The organism is Bradyrhizobium sp. WSM1253 (assembly GCF_000244935.1).
GTDB classification, from domain to species: Bacteria; Pseudomonadota; Alphaproteobacteria; order Rhizobiales; family Xanthobacteraceae; genus Bradyrhizobium; species Bradyrhizobium canariense.
The window spans coordinates 2,582,182-2,598,252 of sequence record NZ_JH600073.1 but is presented as its reverse complement, the minus strand read 5'-3'; the positions used below and the strand labels follow the sequence as shown (position 1 = coordinate 2,598,252).

The window sequence follows — 16,071 nt, the reverse complement described above, 5'->3', positions numbered from 1 at the left end:
CCAGCGCGAGGAGGCGGCATCAGAGCTTTTTGCTCTGGAGCCAGGTGCGGATAGCCTCGATGTGTTCTGCCTTGCGCTCCAGCGGCAGCCAATGCCCTGCGGGCATGCTCGTTACGGTCAGGTCCGGGCAGGCGGAGCGCATCGGGTCACCTTGGCGATTTCCGGTGATGCTGCAGATCTGATCAAAGTCGCCGTTAACGAACAGCACCGGCTGCGACAGGCGGCCGCCACTGGGTGCCTTGCGCGCATAGGCGATGTCGGCGTCGTCGTTCAGGTACCACGCGCAGGATGGGCGGAAGCCATGAGCCTGGAACGACTGCACCAGCACCTCGAAGTCCGCCGGCGGCCAGAGAGCCGGATCAGGCTCAGTCGGCGGGGCGCGGTGCGCGGCGCCAAAGCGCCCTCCATTGCGCGTGACCATCGCATTCGGCGAAACCTTGCCGATGCCGGCGGGGTTGCCTGGCCGAAAGATCGACGCCAGCGATGCGGCCAGATCTGCATCGAGGTCGGCGACTGCCGCCTCGAAGTGCGTGGTGTAGTAACGGTAGTAATCCCATTGGCCGTCCGGATATTGGTCAACCGGATAAATCGTTCGGTCGACCAGCGGGACGACTGTGCGCAGGGCGTGCCCGTCGGGTTGATACGCCAGCGAGGTCAGCACGACGCCGCGGCTGCGCTTGGGCTGATGCGCGACCAACTGACCAACCACAACACAGCCCCAGTCGTGGCCAACCCAGATCGCAGGCTTGCCGCCGAGGTGATCATGGAGTTCGGCCATGTCTGTCACGATTTCCTCGATGGTATAGGCGTCGTTGGCTGCGGGCGTGGAAGAGCCGCCGTAGCCGCGCAGATCGGGAGCGACGCAGTGCCAACCGTCGGCGGCAAACGCGTCCATCTGAGCGCGCCACATCAAACTGATGCTCGGCCAGCCATGGACGAAGATCATCAACGGTCCGTCGGCCGGCCCGCACTCGATGTAGCGCGTTGTCTGACGAGGCGAGCTGAACGTGCGCTGGTGAAGTGTGTCTGTCATGGTCGAGTAACTCCGCTTCTCATCGAACGCTCGCGCTGTTTGGGTGCTGCGAAGGCTCCGTCGAGAACTGCTCTTGTCCGCGGGGAGCGATGCCTGGACAGGGACACGCCTGCCCAGAGCCGAGGAAGAACCGCCCCCAGATTTCACAACGCGCTACATTCGACCGAGTTCGGGGTCGAAGGCGCTATGGAGCTTCCGGCGAAGAAGTGACGATTGGATTTATCCGACTAACGGGAAGCGAAGGGACGCGCGTAAGCCGCCTAGCGCCCTTCACGGACCCACGTCGCAGCAAACGCGCCGAGCAGCAGCAATAGGCCGATCAGGCCGGCAAAGATCGGCAGCACGCCGACGCCCTTCACGACGCTGGCGTCGCGCATCCGCACGCCCATCCAGCCGTCACCATGGAAGACGCTCGCCGAGCGGACCGGCAGGATGCGCGGCAGCTCGACGCTGGCGCCGTCGACCACGCGCACGGCGTCACCGCCGGTCGCCTGGGTCAGCGGCTTCAACGTCTCGGTGGTGGAGGTGACTTCCGAAAACTCCTTCGGATTGGTCGGGCCGACATTGATCAGCGCCTTCAGCGTGCCGTCGGTGGCTTGCCACAGGCCGAGCTCGCTCGCCGGCAGGCTGGCGCGCCATTCGCCGGGATCGCCGGCTGCAAGCGTCAGGTCGCGCGACACGCCGGACGGCGAGGTCACGCTCACCGGCTGGACGCTGTCCGCCATGGTCTGGCGCACCACCACGAGATTCTTGCCCTGCACCTGCAGGCGCAACGCTTCCTCGTCCAGATCAGGCTGCTTCATCAGCCAGTGCGACATCCGCCGCAATAGATCGAGATGCGGGCCGCCGCCTTCATAGCCGCGCGCCCACAGCCAGATGTGGTCGGAGAGCAGCAGCGCGACGCGGCCCTCGCCGAAGCGCGAGAGAAACAGCAGCGGCTTGCCGTCGACGCCCGTCATGACGGGCGGGTTGACCGCATTGCGGGTCTCGACGGTGCGGAAGAACCGGCTCCAGCGCGGCGGCTCGGAGGCCGAGCCCTCGAGGCCGCGCGTGACGGGATGGCGTTTGCCGACGTCGGACAGATGCGCGTAGAACGGCTTTTCCGTCACCCCGACGGGTTCGGCCGGCAGCACCGAATCCAGCGGCGTGCGCCAGATGCTGGTGTTGGACGCGTAATCGGGGCCGGCCGAGACCAGCACTGCGCCGCCGGAGCGCACGTAGCGTGCGATGTTGTCGAAATAAGCGATCGGCAGCACGCCCTGGCGGGCATAGCGGTCGAAGATGATCAGCTGGAATTCGTTGATCTTCTGCTGGAACAGCTCGCGGGTCGGAAACGCGATCAGCGACAATTCGTTGATCGGCGTGCCGTCCTGCTTCTCCGGCGGCCGCAGAATGGTGAAGTGGACGAGATCGACGCTGGCGTCGGACTTGAGCAGATTGCGCCAGGTGCGCTCGCCGGAATGCGGCTCACCCGAGACCAGCAGCACGCGCAGCTTGTCGCGCACACCGTCGATGGCGACCACGGCGCGGTTGTTCACCGGCGTCAATTCCCGATCGAGAGGCGAGGCCTCGATTTCGACGATGTTCGGCCCGGAATGCTTGATGTCGACCTCGACGCTTGCGGCCTGGCCGCTCGAAAGCGTGCGCTCGTTGATGACCTCGCCGTCTCTGCGGACCGTGACCTTGGCGCGCTCGCCGCTGACGCCCTGGTCGTCGAGGCGGTAGGTGATGGTCTGGGGCTGCCCGACGATGCCGAAGCGCGGCGCGGCGATGACCGCAATACGGCGGTCGCGCTCGTCCTTCTGCCCCGTGATCAGCGCGTGCACCGGCGCCTGGAAGCCGAGCCCGGCGGCGTTGGCCGGAACGTCGTGGACACGGCCGTCGGTGATCAGGAACGCACCGGCGACGCGGTCGACCGGCACGTCCGACAAGGCCGAGGCCAGCGCCCCGAACAGCTTGGTGCCGTCGGTCTCGCCGTCGGCCTGTCCGGCATCGACGACGCGGACCTCGAGCCCCTTGATCTTCTTCAGGCTGTCGACCAGCGCTTCCTGCGCCTGAGCGGCCTCGCGATTGCGATTGCCGAAATTCTGGCTCGGGCTCTTGTCGACGACGATTGCGGCAACCGAGGTGAGGGGATCGCGGTCCTCGCGCGTGAAGGAAGGATTGGCGAGCGCCAGCAGGAACAACGCCAGCGCGGCCACACGCACGGCAGCGCCGCGCGCACGCGCCAGCAGCAGCACCAGCGCGATGACGACGATCGCGGCCAGCGCGAGCCACAGGACGATCGTGGGAACCAGCGGCGTGAATGCGATGCCGTAATTCATATCGATCCTATTGCCCCAGTCGTTCGATCAACGCCGGTGCGTGCACCTGGTCGGCCTTGTAGTTGCCGGTCAGCGTGTACATCACGATGTTGGCGCCGGCGCGGTAGGCGAATTCGCGCTGGCGGGGGTCGCCGCCGGTCACCGGCAGCATGGCCTGTCCGTCGGGCCGCACGGCCCAGGCGCCGGCAAGGTCGTTCGAGGTGATGATGATCGGTGAGACGCCGTCGCCGCCGCGTGCGGGCCGTTGCGCGCTGTCGTCGTCGTCTTCCCGCGGCAAGGTCTCGACCCAGGTCTGGCCGGTGGTGAAGCGGCCGGGGAAGTCGCGCAAGAGAAAGAAGGTCTTGGTCAGCACGTGCTCGCGCGGCACCGGCTCCAGCTCGGGCACGTCGAGCGAGGACAGGATCTCGCGGAGCGTCTGCATGGCGGGGGTCTGCGCGGCGCCGTTCGCGCCGGGCGGCGCTTCGACCGCGTCGCGGGTGTCGAACAGCACGGTGCCGCCCTGCTTCATGTAGGCGTCGATTTTGTTGATGGCGTCCCGCGACGGCTTGGGCGCGCCCGGCACGATCGGCCAATAGATCAGCGGGAAGAAAGCGAGTTCGTCGCGCGCCGGGTCGATGCCGACGGGATCGCCGGCCTCAAGCGCGGTGCGCTGCGCCAGGAATAGCGTCAATCCTGACAGCCCGGCCCTGACGATGGAATCGACGTCGGCATTGCCGGTCACGACATAGGCGAGGCGGGTCTGCGACACCGCCTTCATCGCGAACTCGTCGGACGCGCTGTCCGCGTGCGACGGCGTCGGCACGAGCGAGACGAGGCCTGCGAGAACAAGTCCGAAGACGATCATCGCGGGCGCGGCGCGGCGGCGCAGCAGCGCGGCAAGGCCGCCGCCGAGCACCGCGACGATGATGGCGTCGATCAGGAACAGCGCGAGCGCCGTCGACAGCAGCCAGCCGCGCAGGTCCTGCGGCTCGGCGTTGGTGTAGGTGGCGCGCCGGGCGCGCAGGCTCGCGGTGTTCAGGGCTGCGATACGGTCGGCACTGGCAAGCGTGTTCACGGCGAGCGGTCCTTCTGCCGGACCATAGAAGCCCGGCGGATGATCGGGTGTGGCGCGGTCGCGATAATCCGCGGGCAGCGGCTTGGCGGCAGCCGGCGGCGGGCCGAAGGCGCCGAAGCCGTCGAGGATGTGCAACGGCGCCACCGTCTCGGCGGTCCCTTCAGTGGCAACGCCTGCGCCCGGCTTGGCGGTATAGCCGGACATGTCGACGACGCGGCGCAGGATTTCGACGAAGGTGCCCGACATCGGCAGATCCGACCAACGCATGTCGGCGCTGACGTGGAACAGGCTGACCACGCCCTTGCCGCGATGCTCGCCCGTCACCAGCGGCGTGCCGTCTTCCAGCGACGCCCAGCTCTTGGTGGCGAGCACGGCGTCGGGCTCGGCCAGCACCTGGCGGCTGATGGTGACGTCCTTGGGGACCACGACCCCGGCAAAAGGACCGTCGGCGGCAAAAGAGGCCAGATGTTGCGGCTTTTCCCAGGTCAGGCTGCCGCCGAGCGTCCGGCCGCCCTTGCGCAGCTTGACCGGGACGAGATCGTCCTCGGCCTGCGCCAGCCGCGGACCGGCGAACCGCACCAGCACGCCGCCCTGGTCGATCCAGGCATTGAGACGCTCGCGGATTTCAGGGGCGATGGTGCCGACATCGGCAAGGATGATCATCGGCAGCTTCTGGTCGAGGAACTGCGTGATGCCCTGCTGCGGCGAGCCCTTGTCGGCGAGCCGCACGTCGGCGAACGGCGCCAGCGCGCGTGTGAGATAGAAGGTCGGCGCCAGCAGCGGCTGCGCGGTCTCGCTGGTAGAGCCCGAGACAATGCCGATGGCGCGGCGGCGCCAGCGCTTATCGAGCAGCTGCACCGCGCCTGCGGAGCGCTCACCGGCAATTTCCAGCCGCGTGATGTCGTTGCGCAACTCGACCGGCAGATCGAACGACGCTTCGGTTTCCTTATCCTGCGGGCCGAACGAATAACGCGCTTCGCCGATCGGCGAGGCTTTCTGGTCCAGAGCGCGCACGGTGCCGATTGCGATGCCGCCGTCGGTGCGCAGCACCTTCACCGTCATTTTGGCGGCGGCGTTCTCGGCCGCGACCAGGGCCAGGGGCGACGAGGTGCCGCCTTCGAACACGGTCAGGCTGCGATCGCCGATGGTCTTGCCGAGGCCAGCCACGAATTCCTCGCCGCGACCGGTGTCGACGCTGTCGGAGAGCCAGGCGATCTCGCAGTCGCCGGTCGCTTTCAGGAAGCGATCGATTGCGGTCAGGGTCTCGACGCGCTCGATCGAGTACGGCTTTGGCGTCAGCTGCCGCAACGCGACGCGCGCGGCGCCCACCGGCATCAGGGTGATATCGCGGTTCGGCTCCGACAGCGGCACCAGCGCAATCGCGCGGCGGTCGTTCTCGGCACTGGCGATCAATTCGTCGGCGGCCCTGATCCTGATGTCCCAGTTGGACGCCGCGCTCCAGCCGTCGTCGAACATGATCATCAGCGGCGCCTTGCTGGCGGCCGCGCCTGTTTGCGGATTCCAGATCGGGCCGGCGGCGGCGAAAATGACCAGCGCCGCGGCCAGCAGCCGCAATGCGGTCAGCCACCACGGCGTCCGCGACGGGGTCTCTTCGCGCGGTGCGATGTCGAACAGCAGGCGCGTCGGCGGAAACTCGATCCGGCGCGGCCGCGGCGGCATCACCCGCAACAGCCACCACAGCACCGGCAGGCTGACGAGGCCGATCAGGAGCAGCGGTTCGGTGAAGGCGAGCGGCAGTCCCATCATGCTGCCGGCCCCGCCTTGATCGTCGTGGTGCGGGCGCCCGACTTGCTCACCTGCATGCCGGCATGCAGGAACAGCAGCAGTTCGGCGGCCGAGCGGTCGGTCGCATGCGTCGTGAACAGCCAGTCGAGCTTGTTGGTCTCGGCGCGGATCTGGTCGCGGTGCAGCGCGAGCCGCGCGGTGTAATCCTGCGCCCAGCTCTCGGCGCGGCCGGCGGTGATCACGCCGAACCCTTCTGGCTCGACGAACTCGACGCGGCCGGAATAGGGGAATGATTCCTCGGCGGGATCGACGACCTGCACGAGCGTGCCATGCGCACCGGAGCCGGACAGGCCGCCGAGCGTGGTCCTGATCTCGGAGATCGGCGACCAGAAGTCCGACAGCACGATCGTCTCGGCCAGCGCCGCGGGCACGAAGGACGGCGGCAGGCTCAAGCGGTCGGCATCGTCATGCAGCATCGCCTGCGCCATCTTGTCGATGACGCTGCGGCTCGCGGTCGGTGCCATCAGCCCGGGAATGCCGACGCGTTCGCCGCCGGAGACGAGCAACTCGGCCAGCGCGAAGGCGACGATCAGCGTCCGCTCGAGCTTGGATTCGCGCGCCTGTTTTGAAGCGAAGGCCATCGAGGGCGAGCGGTCGGGCCAGATCCAGACCGTGTGCGAGGCTTCCCATTCGAGCTCGCGGACATAGAGCAGATCGTCGCGCGCCGATCGCCGCCAGTCGACGTTCTGCGACGGCTCGCCGGAGACGAAGCGGCGGTACTGCCAGAAATTTTCGCCGGAGCCGGCGCGACGGCGGCCGTGCAGGCCGTGAATGACGTTGGCGGCGATACGGCGGGCCTCGAGCACCAGGCGCGGCAAGGAAGCTGCGAGCGTGCGGCTTTCGCCATCGGCACGTCGGATCGCGATGATTTCCTTTGCTGCGTGCCCGTTCTCCGCCGCCATCAACCGATCCGTGTCTTCAATTGCCGGATCACGTCCGGAATCGTGCGGCCTTCGGCGCGCGCCTGGAATGTCAGCGCCATGCGGTGCTTCAGCACGGGCTCGGCGAGGTCAAGCACGTCGTCGATCGAAGGCGCGAGGCGTCCGTCGATCAGCGCGCGTGCGCGCACCGCGAGCATCAGCGATTGGCTGGCGCGCGGGCCCGGGCCCCAGGCGATGAATTTGCTGGTGTCGCCGCCGTCCGGACCCGGACGGGCCGCGCGCACCAGCGACAGGATCGCCTCGACCACGGAATCGCCGACCGGCAGGCGCCGGATCAGTCGCTGCGCGGTGATGAGTGCGTCAGGTGTCATCGCGCCCTTCGCCAGCGTCTCGTCAGCGCCGGTGGTTTCGAACAGGATGCGGCGCTCGGCGTCGCGGTCGGGATAGTCGACGTCGATCTCCATCAGGAAACGGTCGAGCTGGGCTTCAGGCAGCGGATAGGTGCCTTCCTGCTCCAGCGGGTTTTGCGTGGCGAGCACGTGGAACGGCTTCGGCAGATCGTGACGCGCGCCGGCAACGGTGATGTGCTGCTCCTGCATCGCCTGCAGCAGCGCCGACTGCGTGCGCGGGCTGGCGCGGTTGATCTCGTCGGCCATCAGCAGTTGCGCGAACACGGGGCCGGAGATGAAGCGGAAGGCACGCTTGCCGGAGGTGCTCTCGTCGAGCACTTCGGCGCCGAGAATGTCCGACGGCATCAGGTCGGGCGTGAACTGGATGCGCTTGGCATCGAGGCCGAGGGTGATGCCGAGCGTCTCGACCAGCTTGGTCTTGGCGAGGCCGGGGACGCCGATCAACAGCGCATGGCCGCCGGAGAGGATCGTGACCAGCGTGTTCTCGATCACGCGATCCTGACCGAAGATGACGGAGCCGATCGCCTCTTTCGCCGCGCGAATCTGGCTCGACACCTGCTCGGCCGAACGGACGATTCCGTCTTCGAGCTTCTCGACACTCTCCGCCATCCGTTAGCTCCTTCAGCCTGCCATGCAGCTCGCTTGCGTCGTCATGTCGTCACGTCCTCAACTCAAGACGTGGGCCCTATGCTAGACTTGCAGGAAGGCCATGTATTCGTTGAATTAACCTATCCCCACCTTATCGGCTTAGGGATATGTAGGGCATCACGAAGTGGCGACCTCCACACCGGATGAATCCGGGGTGGAACCGTGCACCGGCATACAACGTAGACTTACAATTCAGACTTGCACCGATCGTGCCAAATGACAAAGTCAGGGCAAACCATGGCGAACCAAGGGCAGAGCGCCGATCGCGGTCTTGAGGGGCTGACTGCCGCTGCCAAAACTGCTGCCGATGCCGAAGGCGCCAAAAAGGGCCTGCCTCCGGTGCATTTGTGGAATCCGCCGTTCTGCGGCGATCTCGACATGCGAATCGCGTCCGATGGTACTTGGTTCTATTTGGGGACGCCAATCGGCCGTCATGCCTTGGTTCGCCTGTTCTCGACTATCCTCAAGCGCGAAGGCGACAAGCATTTCCTCGTCACTCCGGTGGAGAAGGTCGGCATTCGCGTCGACGACGCGCCGTTCATGGCGGTCGAGATGCAGAAGGACGGCGAGGCCAACCATCGCGTGCTCCGCTTCCGCACCAATGTCGACGACTGGGTCACCTGCGATGCGGCGCACCGGCTGCGCTTCGAGCAGGGCGAGGGCGGCGGACTGACGCCCTATCTGCACGTCCGCGCCGAGCTCTGGGCCAAGGTCACCCGCGCGCTCTATTACGATCTTGTTGACATGGGTGAGGAGCGGATGGTCGATGGCCAGCCGATGTTCGGTGTCGAATCGGCCGGCGAATTCTTTGCCATGGCCGATGCGGAGCAGGTGAGGGCCGCGCTTTGAACAAGCCTATCTCCAGGAACGATCCCGCCGTGATCGGTGCGGCCGATTTCTTCGCCCGCTCCTCCGCGCGGCTCGGCTTCGACGTTCCGCCCGGTCTCTACGATCCCAACATCATTCCTGCCTCGGGCGATCCCGGTACCGACAAGATGCTCGAGATCATCGCGCGCGAGCAGCCGGTGCGGCCGGCGGCGGTCCTGATCGCGGTGGTCGATCATCCCGAGCCGACCATCCTCCTGACGCAGCGGTCGGCGCATCTGAACGACCATGCCGGCCAGATCGCCTTTCCCGGCGGCAAGATCGACGCGACCGACCGCTCGCCGCTCGATGCGGCGCTGCGCGAGGCCGAGGAGGAGGTCGGGCTGTCCAGAGACTTCGTCGAGCCGATCGGCTATCTCGATCTCTACGGCACCGGCTTCGGCTTCCGCATCCTGCCGACGGTTGCCAGGGTGCGCCCAGGTTTTGAGCTGACGATCAACCATTCCGAGGTTGATGATGCGTTCGAAGTGCCGCTATCCTTCCTGATGAACCCGGCCAACCACCAGGTGCACAGCAAGGAATTCCGCGGCATGGAGCGGTCCTATTACGCGATGCCGTTTGCCGAACGCTACATCTGGGGCGCGACGGCCGGCATGCTGCGTGTGCTCTACGAGCGGATCTATTCGTCATGATCCGGCCGATCCTGACCGAGATCGGAATCTTCCTCGTTCCCTTTGCCGTCTATGCGCTGTTCCTGGCCGCCACGCGTTCCGGCCTGTTCGTGCAATCGTCCTGGCCGACCACCATCGTCGCGCGTCTCATGCTGGCGGCGCTCGTGCTGGTGATCGCGGGGCTGATCGGCTTTGCGCATTACTCCGGCGCTGCGCCGGATTCGACCTATGTCCCCGCCCATGTCGAGAACGGCAAGCTCGTGCCGGGCGTGGAAAGATAGGGCCGGCCGATGAGCGCGGTGCCCATGCTCGCCGATGCGCCCTGGCTGATTTCGGGCGGGACCGCGCGCGTCCTGCAATTGCTCAATGCGGATGGCGAGGAGGCGCGGGTTGTCGGCGGCGCCGTGCGCAACGCGCTGCTCGGCCTCGTGCCCGGCGACATCGACATCGCGACCACGGCGCTCCCGCACGAGGTGATGCGGCGCGCCAAGAGCGCCGGCATCAAGGCCGTGCCGACCGGCATCGACCACGGCACGGTCACCCTCGTCATCGACAGCCAGCCTTACGAAGTCACGACGCTGCGCGAGGATACCGAGACGTTCGGCCGCAAGGCCAAGGTTGCGTTCGGCCGCGACTGGGTGAAGGACGCCGAGCGCCGCGACTTCACGATGAACGGGCTCTCGGTCGATGCTGACGGCGTCGTCCACGATTATGTCGGAGGCATCGCGGATGCGGCCGCGCGGCGCGTGCGCTTCATCGGCGATCCCGACCAGCGCATCGCCGAGGATTTCCTGCGCATTCTGCGCTTCTTCCGCATCCACGCCGCCTTCGGTGCCGGCGATCCCGACCGCGACGGCTATCTCGCCTGCATCCGCGGCCGCGCCGGACTTGCCAGCCTCTCGGCCGAGCGGCTGCGCATGGAGACGCTGAAGCTGCTGGTCGCCGGCGGCGCCTCTGCCGCCGCGCTCGCCATGGCGGACGGCGGATTGCTGCAGGCGCTGACCGGCGGCGTCGTCTATACCGGGCCGCTCTCGGCGATGATCGCGATCGAGCGCGAGCTTGGCCTCACCGCAAGCAGCACGCGGCGGCTCGCCGCGCTGACGGTCGCGGTGACCGAAGACGCCAAGCGCGTCGCCACGCGCCTGAGACTCTCCAATGCGGAAACCAAGGCGCTGGATTCGATGGGGCATCGCTGGTGGCGCCTGGCCACCAAGGGGGAAGCCGATGCGCGGCGGCTGCTCTACCGGCTCGGTGCGGAGCGCTATCACGATCGCGTGTTGCTGGGCTGGGCGCGAGCCGGCGGTGACGTCGGCTCGTCTGGATGGCGTGCGCTCGCCGAGCTGCCGCAGCGCTGGATTGCGCCGAAATTTCCGCTTCGCGCCGCCGACTTCATCGCGCGCGGCATGGCGGAAGGACCCGCGCTCGGACATGTCTTGACGCTCGCCGAGGACGCTTGGCTCGCGGCAGATTTTCCCCTAGATGAAGCCGCACTCGCTTCCATCGCCGATCAAGCTGCGGCACGAATCAGCCGCGATGAGAGAACGTGACCATCGTCTCAGGCTTCGCCGACATCTCGATTTTTCAGCTCCTGCTGGTCGCGTTGATGGCGTTGTTTGCTTCGATCATCGGCGGTCTCGCCGGCTACGGCACCGGCGCCTTGATGCCGCTGGTGCTGGTCCCTCTCGTTGGCGCCGAGCCGGTGGTGCCGATCATCGCGATCTCCGCGATCTTCACCAATTCCAGCCGCGCGCTCGCCTATCTCCGCTATGCCGATCGCCGCCGCGCGCTGATCGTGCTGGCCTGCGCGGCACTGACGACCGCGCTCGGCGCCTACGGCTATACGCGGCTGACCAATGCGGGCGCGGCACTCGTGATCGGCTCCATGCTGATCCTGAGCGTGCCGCTGCGCCGTGTGCTCCGCCGCCGCCAGGTCAAGATCGGCGACACCGGTCTTGCGGCAGGCTCGGTCGGCTATGGCGCGCTGGTCGGCGGCACCTCCGGCTCCGGCGTGATCCTGCTGTCGCTGCTGATGGCCGCGGGCCTCGAGGGCGCCGCCGTGATCGCGACCGATGCCATGATCTCGCTCGGCACCGGCCTCATCAAGATCTCGGTGTTTGGACTGGCCGGCGCCGTGACCGCGCAGGTGCTCGCCTTTGCACTTCTGATCGGCGCCATCGCGATTCCCGGCGCGTTCTTGGCCAAGGCCTTTGTCGAGCGGATGCCGGTGCACATCCACACCGCGATCCTCGATGTCGCGGTGATCACGGGCGGGCTGGTGATGATTTCGGCAGCGGCGAGGCAGCTCATCTAACGCCGCCAGGTGTCCCGCTGCGGGTTGGGGTTACGCCGCAGGTCTAGTGTGAGGGACTGCAGTCCAGTTCCTTGATCCTGCCGGCGGCGTCAAACGCCAAAAGTGCACTCATCACACCAGCACTGGTGACGTACGAGATAATGGTGCGGTCGTTCTGCGAGGGATTGAGATCATCCAACGTGCCTGCCGGATATTTTCGGAGGCGATCGACCCAATAGGCACGAAGTGCCTCGCGGCCGGTAATGGTTTGGACACCGGCGCAGCCGCAGTGCACAACGGCATCTTCGGCATATAGCTCCAAGATCGCCTCGATATCGCCCGCGCGATAGGCATCAAGCCAGTCAACCGCAACGGCCATCGGGTCAAAGGACATATTTTTCACTCGCATGCCGTCCAAATCTGCTTCAGGCTCTGGAACTGCCGAGCCTTTTTTGATTTTAATATCCCACCCGGGCACGGCCATATGGCGAACGACATAGAGGACCGGGCCGAGGGCAAGATCGATGTTGGACGCGTCCGCCAGGCAGGGGATACTCAAGCCCATCCGGCTTGTGATCGTCGATCCACAGCCGATCGTTTTGCAGGGACTGAGGTCGGTTCTCGGGACGCAGCCGGACTTCGACGTTGTCGCATCGTCCAGCGATCGGACAAGCTGCCTCGAAGCAATTCGAAAGCTGACACCCGACGTCGCGCTTCTTGCCGACAAGGTGCCGGATCTGACGGCCCCCGAGATCCTCGCGATCGTGAAAGCTGAGAAGCTCTCCACGCGCCTGGTGTTCTTCACCGAGTCCGACACCGACCACGATCTGACGTCCGCCATCGCAGCCGGCGCCTGCAGCGCAATTTCCAAGTATGCCTCTCCCGCCACGATGCTGCGATCGCTGCGGCTGATGACGAAGAGCGGTGTGGCACTGGAGAAGTCCGATCTCTCGGCAGCCGGCAAGGAGGTGGACGGCGACGGCAAAGTCGAAAAGATGCTGGAGCTGTTGACGCAACGGGAACGTCAAATTGCACGGCTGGTGTCGGAAGGACTGTCGAACAAGGAGATCGCGCGCCAGCTCAACGTTTCCGACGGGACGGTCAAAGTCCACTTGTACAATATTTTCCAAAAGCTTGAGATCACCAACAGGACCGTGCTCGCGACCATCGCATTGCTGCAGCGCCCCTCCGGCCTGGCCGCGCTCTCCCTGGCGTTTCTGGCGTTGGCAATTGCGGACGAACTCAAGGCGTCCGAAGCGAACGACATCTTTCCGGATCAGAACGGCGTCGGCCATGCGGACGAGCACGCCGCGTACGAGCCCTGGAAAAAAGGCATTCTCCGGCACCTCATCGCCTGGGAATCCGGCGAGACGCCCACGCTCGCCCAGAGAGACTTGTTCGCCAAGGCCGCCCAAATCACCAACCCGGCGACGGCAATGGAAGCGCTGCGCGCGGCCGAGCAATCCGGAGGCGCGAAAGCCTGGACACACTACGGTCCTGCTGGATCGAGCACGCCCGATCTTTCTGGGCTCTTGCCGCGAGCAGCAAACGACATACAGGTCGGAGTTGACCCGGCCCCGGAACATCAATTCCCGCGGCTACTTTCAAATGCGATGTCGATGCAGGGCGGGTATGGCAACTTCGCTATTCTCGCCGGTGCGTTGATCTACGCACTGCAGGATCCCCATCTCGCCGCGCAGGCGCATGACCTCCGTGAAGCGTCGATCGACAGCATCCTGGCCGTTACTGAAGAGAGTGCGACCACAAAACTGGCCGCGATCACCCATGCTGCCGCCAATCATGACGACAACTCAGCCCCGGGTTTCCTGTCGCACGATGTCCGCCTGTCTTCCGCCGTTGCGACCGCTGGACACGACGACGTCGCGGAAGGCGCTCTGGGCCAAAAGGGCCCGGGCGATGCGAGTGACAACCTCCATAAACCCGTTGGCGCGGACCTTGGTCACGATGCCAGTATCGACTTGGGCGGCAACGTTGAAAAAATTGTTTATCGCTCCCCGATCGATTCCGTGTCTAACGATTCCAAGTCGACCGCTTCCGACACCGTGTTCGATTTCGCATCTGGGTCGAGCAGGATCAATCTTGCGGCTTTCGGAGCGCTTGCTTGGCTGCATATGACGGCGGCAAGCAAGTCTATACCGCCACATACACTCGCCTGGGTCTACGACTCCGCAAGCAACGAAACGATCGTCTATGTGAATGCGACCGATCGTATCCTTGATATCGGCGATCGCGGCTTGCTGGAAATTCATCTGGAGGGAATTGTAGCCGTTGCGGAGGCGGATGTCGTCTCCGAGCCAGATGGCGCGGCTGTCGCGACCACTTTGGAGCAGCTCGAAGCCGCGCTGATACCGGCGACCGCACCCGATGAGGCTGTTTCGAGCAAGGACCATGTCCAGACCAGTATCGAAGGGGGCGAGAGCACGCTCGGGACGGCCGGAGCCTGGGCCCTTCTGGCCAATAACGGCTCGGGTTTCCATTTCGGGCAGACCCGGACCGGCTTGGGAACGCCGTCGAAGTTCGAAACCTCCACGGACCCGTCCGCGGATGCAACGGAAGAGAGCGATGGTGCGTCTGCCGCGTCGGCTCACGGATCATCCATCGAGCTTGCTCATAGTGCCACAGCGCCGGCAGTCGCAAATGTCACGTCGCACAGTGGCCCGACCGACACGGGCACCGGCGTTTCGTCGATTGCACCCAACGAGATCGGCCAACCGAGCGTCGTAACTGCCGACAACGCGGGGCACGGCAACTCGCAGCACGCTTCAGAGCCAGGGTCTGCAAAGGATGCAGCTACCGAATCGACTGAAGCTGGCTCCAAACCGGGCAAGGGCGACGACAATGGCGCCGAGCATCACGCATCGGCTTCGGAAGCTCCGGGAGGGGCAACGCAGAAGGCAGAACCAGCGGGCGCGGAACACGGCAAATCCGGGCACTCAACCGCTGCAAGCCCGCCGGACGGAGCAGAGATCGATCCGGGCGTCGCAACGGCCGCCGGCGCGGGCCACGACAACTCGCAGCACGCATCGGAGCCAGGGTCTGCAAAGGCGGCAGCTACCGAATCAACTGAAGCTGGCTCCAAACAGGGCAATGATGGCGGCCATGGCGGCGATCATCATCACGCTTCGGCTTCTGACGCTGCGCAACCACCAGCGACGACGGCAGAACCAAGCGGCGCGGAACACGGAAAATCCGGGCACTCAGCCGCTGCAAGCCCGCCGGACGGAGCAGAGATCGATCCGGCCGCCGCAACGCCCGCCAGCGCGGGCCACGGCAACTCGCAACACGCTTCGGAGCCAGGATCTGCAAAGGCGGCAAGCACGGGATCGACAGAAGATGGGGGCAAACCGGGCAACGGCACCGGCGATGGCGTCGAGCATCACGCTTCGGCTTCTGAAGCCGCGCAAGCGCCAGCGACGACGGCTGAACCAGGCGGCGCGGAACACGGCAAATCCGGGCACTCAGCCGCTGCAAGCCCGCCGGACGGAGCAGAGATCGATCCGGCCGCCGCAACGCCCGCCAGCGCGGACCACGGCAACTCGCAACACGCTTCGGAGCCAGGGTCTGCAAAGGCGGCAAGCACGGGATCGACAGAAGATGGGGGCAAACCGGGCAACGGCGCCGGCGATGGCGCCGAGCATCACGCTTCGGCTTCGGATGCTGCGGGGACCATGAAGACGGCAGAACCAGCCACCGTGGACCACGGTAACTCGCAGCACGCTGCGCAATCTGCAGCAATCGCATCAGACGACGCACACCCGGCCAAGGCTGCGTTCGAAATCGGCGGCGCAGACCAAGGACCGGTGTTCCGGTTCGATAGCGGACCAACTCCTTCTCCTCTCGTCGCGATAGTTGAGGTTAAAGAGTTCAATGATCCGCTCGATGGGCACGTTCCGCCCAGTCAGGAAGAGAGCCTCGGGTTCAACGCCAAGCTCGTCCCTCATGCACTGAACGGACACGCGGACGATCACGGCAATAACGGCGCGCATCAAGCCATTGTCCCTGCGCATCATGATCTGCTGATTTGAACCGCTGCATCGTCATTGACCGAAAATGGCAACTGTCACCGCAGTACAGGTCTCAGGAACACGACGCCGGATCAGCCTCATTG

General features: G+C 65.7%; 12 protein-coding genes. 6 read left to right on the top strand and 6 right to left on the bottom strand.

What is annotated here, in order from left to right; translation table 11 throughout:
- Window positions 1–19: 19 nt before the first annotated feature.
- The 5 genes from BRA1253DRAFT_RS13875 to BRA1253DRAFT_RS13855 form a co-directional block, all read right to left on the bottom strand.
- Entirely contained in the window at window positions 20–1,033 is a 1,014-nt protein-coding gene (locus BRA1253DRAFT_RS13875) for an alpha/beta fold hydrolase (protein WP_007595087.1), read from the bottom strand.
- 260 nt (window positions 1,034–1,293) lie between these two features.
- Window positions 1,294–3,357 carry a membrane protein gene (locus BRA1253DRAFT_RS13870; RefSeq protein WP_007595086.1) on the bottom strand — a complete coding sequence of 688 codons (2,064 nt, stop codon included), beginning with the start codon at window positions 3,355–3,357 and terminating at the stop codon, window positions 1,294–1,296.
- A 7-nt stretch (window positions 3,358–3,364) separates the two neighbouring features.
- Window positions 3,365–6,178, bottom strand: coding sequence for a DUF4159 domain-containing protein (locus tag BRA1253DRAFT_RS13865; RefSeq protein ID WP_007595085.1), 2,814 nt, complete (start codon window positions 6,176–6,178; stop codon window positions 3,365–3,367).
- Entirely contained in the window at window positions 6,175–7,119 is a 945-nt protein-coding gene (locus tag BRA1253DRAFT_RS13860; RefSeq protein ID WP_007595084.1) for a DUF58 domain-containing protein, read from the bottom strand. The genes BRA1253DRAFT_RS13865 and BRA1253DRAFT_RS13860 overlap by 4 nt, the downstream gene beginning before the upstream one ends.
- Window positions 7,119–8,117: a MoxR family ATPase gene (locus BRA1253DRAFT_RS13855; protein ID WP_007595083.1), complete on the bottom strand. Its 999-nt coding sequence runs from the start codon at window positions 8,115–8,117 to the stop codon at window positions 7,119–7,121. Before BRA1253DRAFT_RS13855 ends, BRA1253DRAFT_RS13860 begins: the two co-directional genes overlap by 1 nt.
- A gap of 276 nt (window positions 8,118–8,393) precedes the next feature.
- Here BRA1253DRAFT_RS13855 and BRA1253DRAFT_RS13850 point away from each other — a divergent pair, with 276 nt between their 5' ends.
- Genes BRA1253DRAFT_RS13850 through BRA1253DRAFT_RS13830 form a run of 5 tightly spaced genes read left to right on the top strand, consistent with a single transcriptional unit; the run spans window position 8,394 to window position 11,963 of the window.
- Complete coding sequence (locus tag BRA1253DRAFT_RS13850; RefSeq protein ID WP_007595082.1) at window positions 8,394–9,005, top strand: DUF1285 domain-containing protein; 612 nt, start codon at window positions 8,394–8,396, stop codon at window positions 9,003–9,005.
- Window positions 9,002–9,673: a CoA pyrophosphatase gene (locus BRA1253DRAFT_RS13845; protein WP_007595081.1), complete on the top strand. Its 672-nt coding sequence runs from the start codon at window positions 9,002–9,004 to the stop codon at window positions 9,671–9,673. Before BRA1253DRAFT_RS13850 ends, BRA1253DRAFT_RS13845 begins: the two co-directional genes overlap by 4 nt.
- A complete protein-coding gene (locus tag BRA1253DRAFT_RS13840; RefSeq protein ID WP_007595079.1) occupies window positions 9,670–9,933 on the top strand; it encodes a DUF6111 family protein in 264 nt (87 codons plus the stop codon). The genes BRA1253DRAFT_RS13845 and BRA1253DRAFT_RS13840 overlap by 4 nt, the downstream gene beginning before the upstream one ends.
- Before the next feature lie 9 nt (window positions 9,934–9,942).
- Window positions 9,943–11,199: a CCA tRNA nucleotidyltransferase gene (locus BRA1253DRAFT_RS13835; RefSeq protein ID WP_007595072.1), complete on the top strand. Its 1,257-nt coding sequence runs from the start codon at window positions 9,943–9,945 to the stop codon at window positions 11,197–11,199.
- Window positions 11,196–11,963 (top strand): sulfite exporter TauE/SafE family protein, encoded by a 768-nt coding sequence (locus BRA1253DRAFT_RS13830; protein ID WP_007595070.1) that lies wholly within the window; start codon window positions 11,196–11,198, stop codon window positions 11,961–11,963. The genes BRA1253DRAFT_RS13835 and BRA1253DRAFT_RS13830 overlap by 4 nt, the downstream gene beginning before the upstream one ends.
- A 43-nt stretch (window positions 11,964–12,006) precedes the next feature.
- Here BRA1253DRAFT_RS13830 and BRA1253DRAFT_RS13825 read toward each other — a convergent pair whose 3' ends face one another.
- Window positions 12,007–12,501 carry a nuclear transport factor 2 family protein gene (locus BRA1253DRAFT_RS13825; protein ID WP_245285914.1) on the bottom strand — a complete coding sequence of 165 codons (495 nt, stop codon included), beginning with the start codon at window positions 12,499–12,501 and terminating at the stop codon, window positions 12,007–12,009.
- Here BRA1253DRAFT_RS13825 and BRA1253DRAFT_RS13820 point away from each other — a divergent pair.
- Window positions 12,467–15,988, top strand: a complete 3,522-nt coding sequence (locus BRA1253DRAFT_RS13820) for a LuxR C-terminal-related transcriptional regulator (protein WP_007595066.1) — start codon at window positions 12,467–12,469, stop codon at window positions 15,986–15,988. The two genes, BRA1253DRAFT_RS13825 and BRA1253DRAFT_RS13820, sit on opposite strands and share 35 nt — an antisense overlap.
- Window positions 15,989–16,071 lie beyond the last annotated feature (83 nt).

Excerpts from the sequence above, each read along its gene's own strand:
- BRA1253DRAFT_RS13865 (WP_007595085.1), bottom strand. The coding sequence starts at position 6,178 with ATGATGGGACTGCCGCTCGCCTTCACCGAACCGCTGCTCCTGATCGGC.
- BRA1253DRAFT_RS13875 (WP_007595087.1), bottom strand. The coding sequence starts at position 1,033 with ATGACAGACACACTTCACCAGCGCACGTTCAGCTCGCCTCGTCAGACA.
- BRA1253DRAFT_RS13820 (WP_007595066.1), top strand. The coding sequence starts at position 12,467 with ATGTTGGACGCGTCCGCCAGGCAGGGGATACTCAAGCCCATCCGGCTT.
- BRA1253DRAFT_RS13860 (WP_007595084.1), bottom strand. The coding sequence starts at position 7,119 with ATGGCGGCGGAGAACGGGCACGCAGCAAAGGAAATCATCGCGATCCGA.
- BRA1253DRAFT_RS13850 (WP_007595082.1), top strand. The coding sequence starts at position 8,394 with ATGGCGAACCAAGGGCAGAGCGCCGATCGCGGTCTTGAGGGGCTGACT.
- BRA1253DRAFT_RS13855 (WP_007595083.1), bottom strand. The coding sequence starts at position 8,117 with ATGGCGGAGAGTGTCGAGAAGCTCGAAGACGGAATCGTCCGTTCGGCC.
- BRA1253DRAFT_RS13870 (WP_007595086.1), bottom strand. The coding sequence starts at position 3,357 with ATGAATTACGGCATCGCATTCACGCCGCTGGTTCCCACGATCGTCCTG.
- BRA1253DRAFT_RS13835 (WP_007595072.1), top strand. The coding sequence starts at position 9,943 with ATGAGCGCGGTGCCCATGCTCGCCGATGCGCCCTGGCTGATTTCGGGC.
- BRA1253DRAFT_RS13840 (WP_007595079.1), top strand. The coding sequence starts at position 9,670 with ATGATCCGGCCGATCCTGACCGAGATCGGAATCTTCCTCGTTCCCTTT.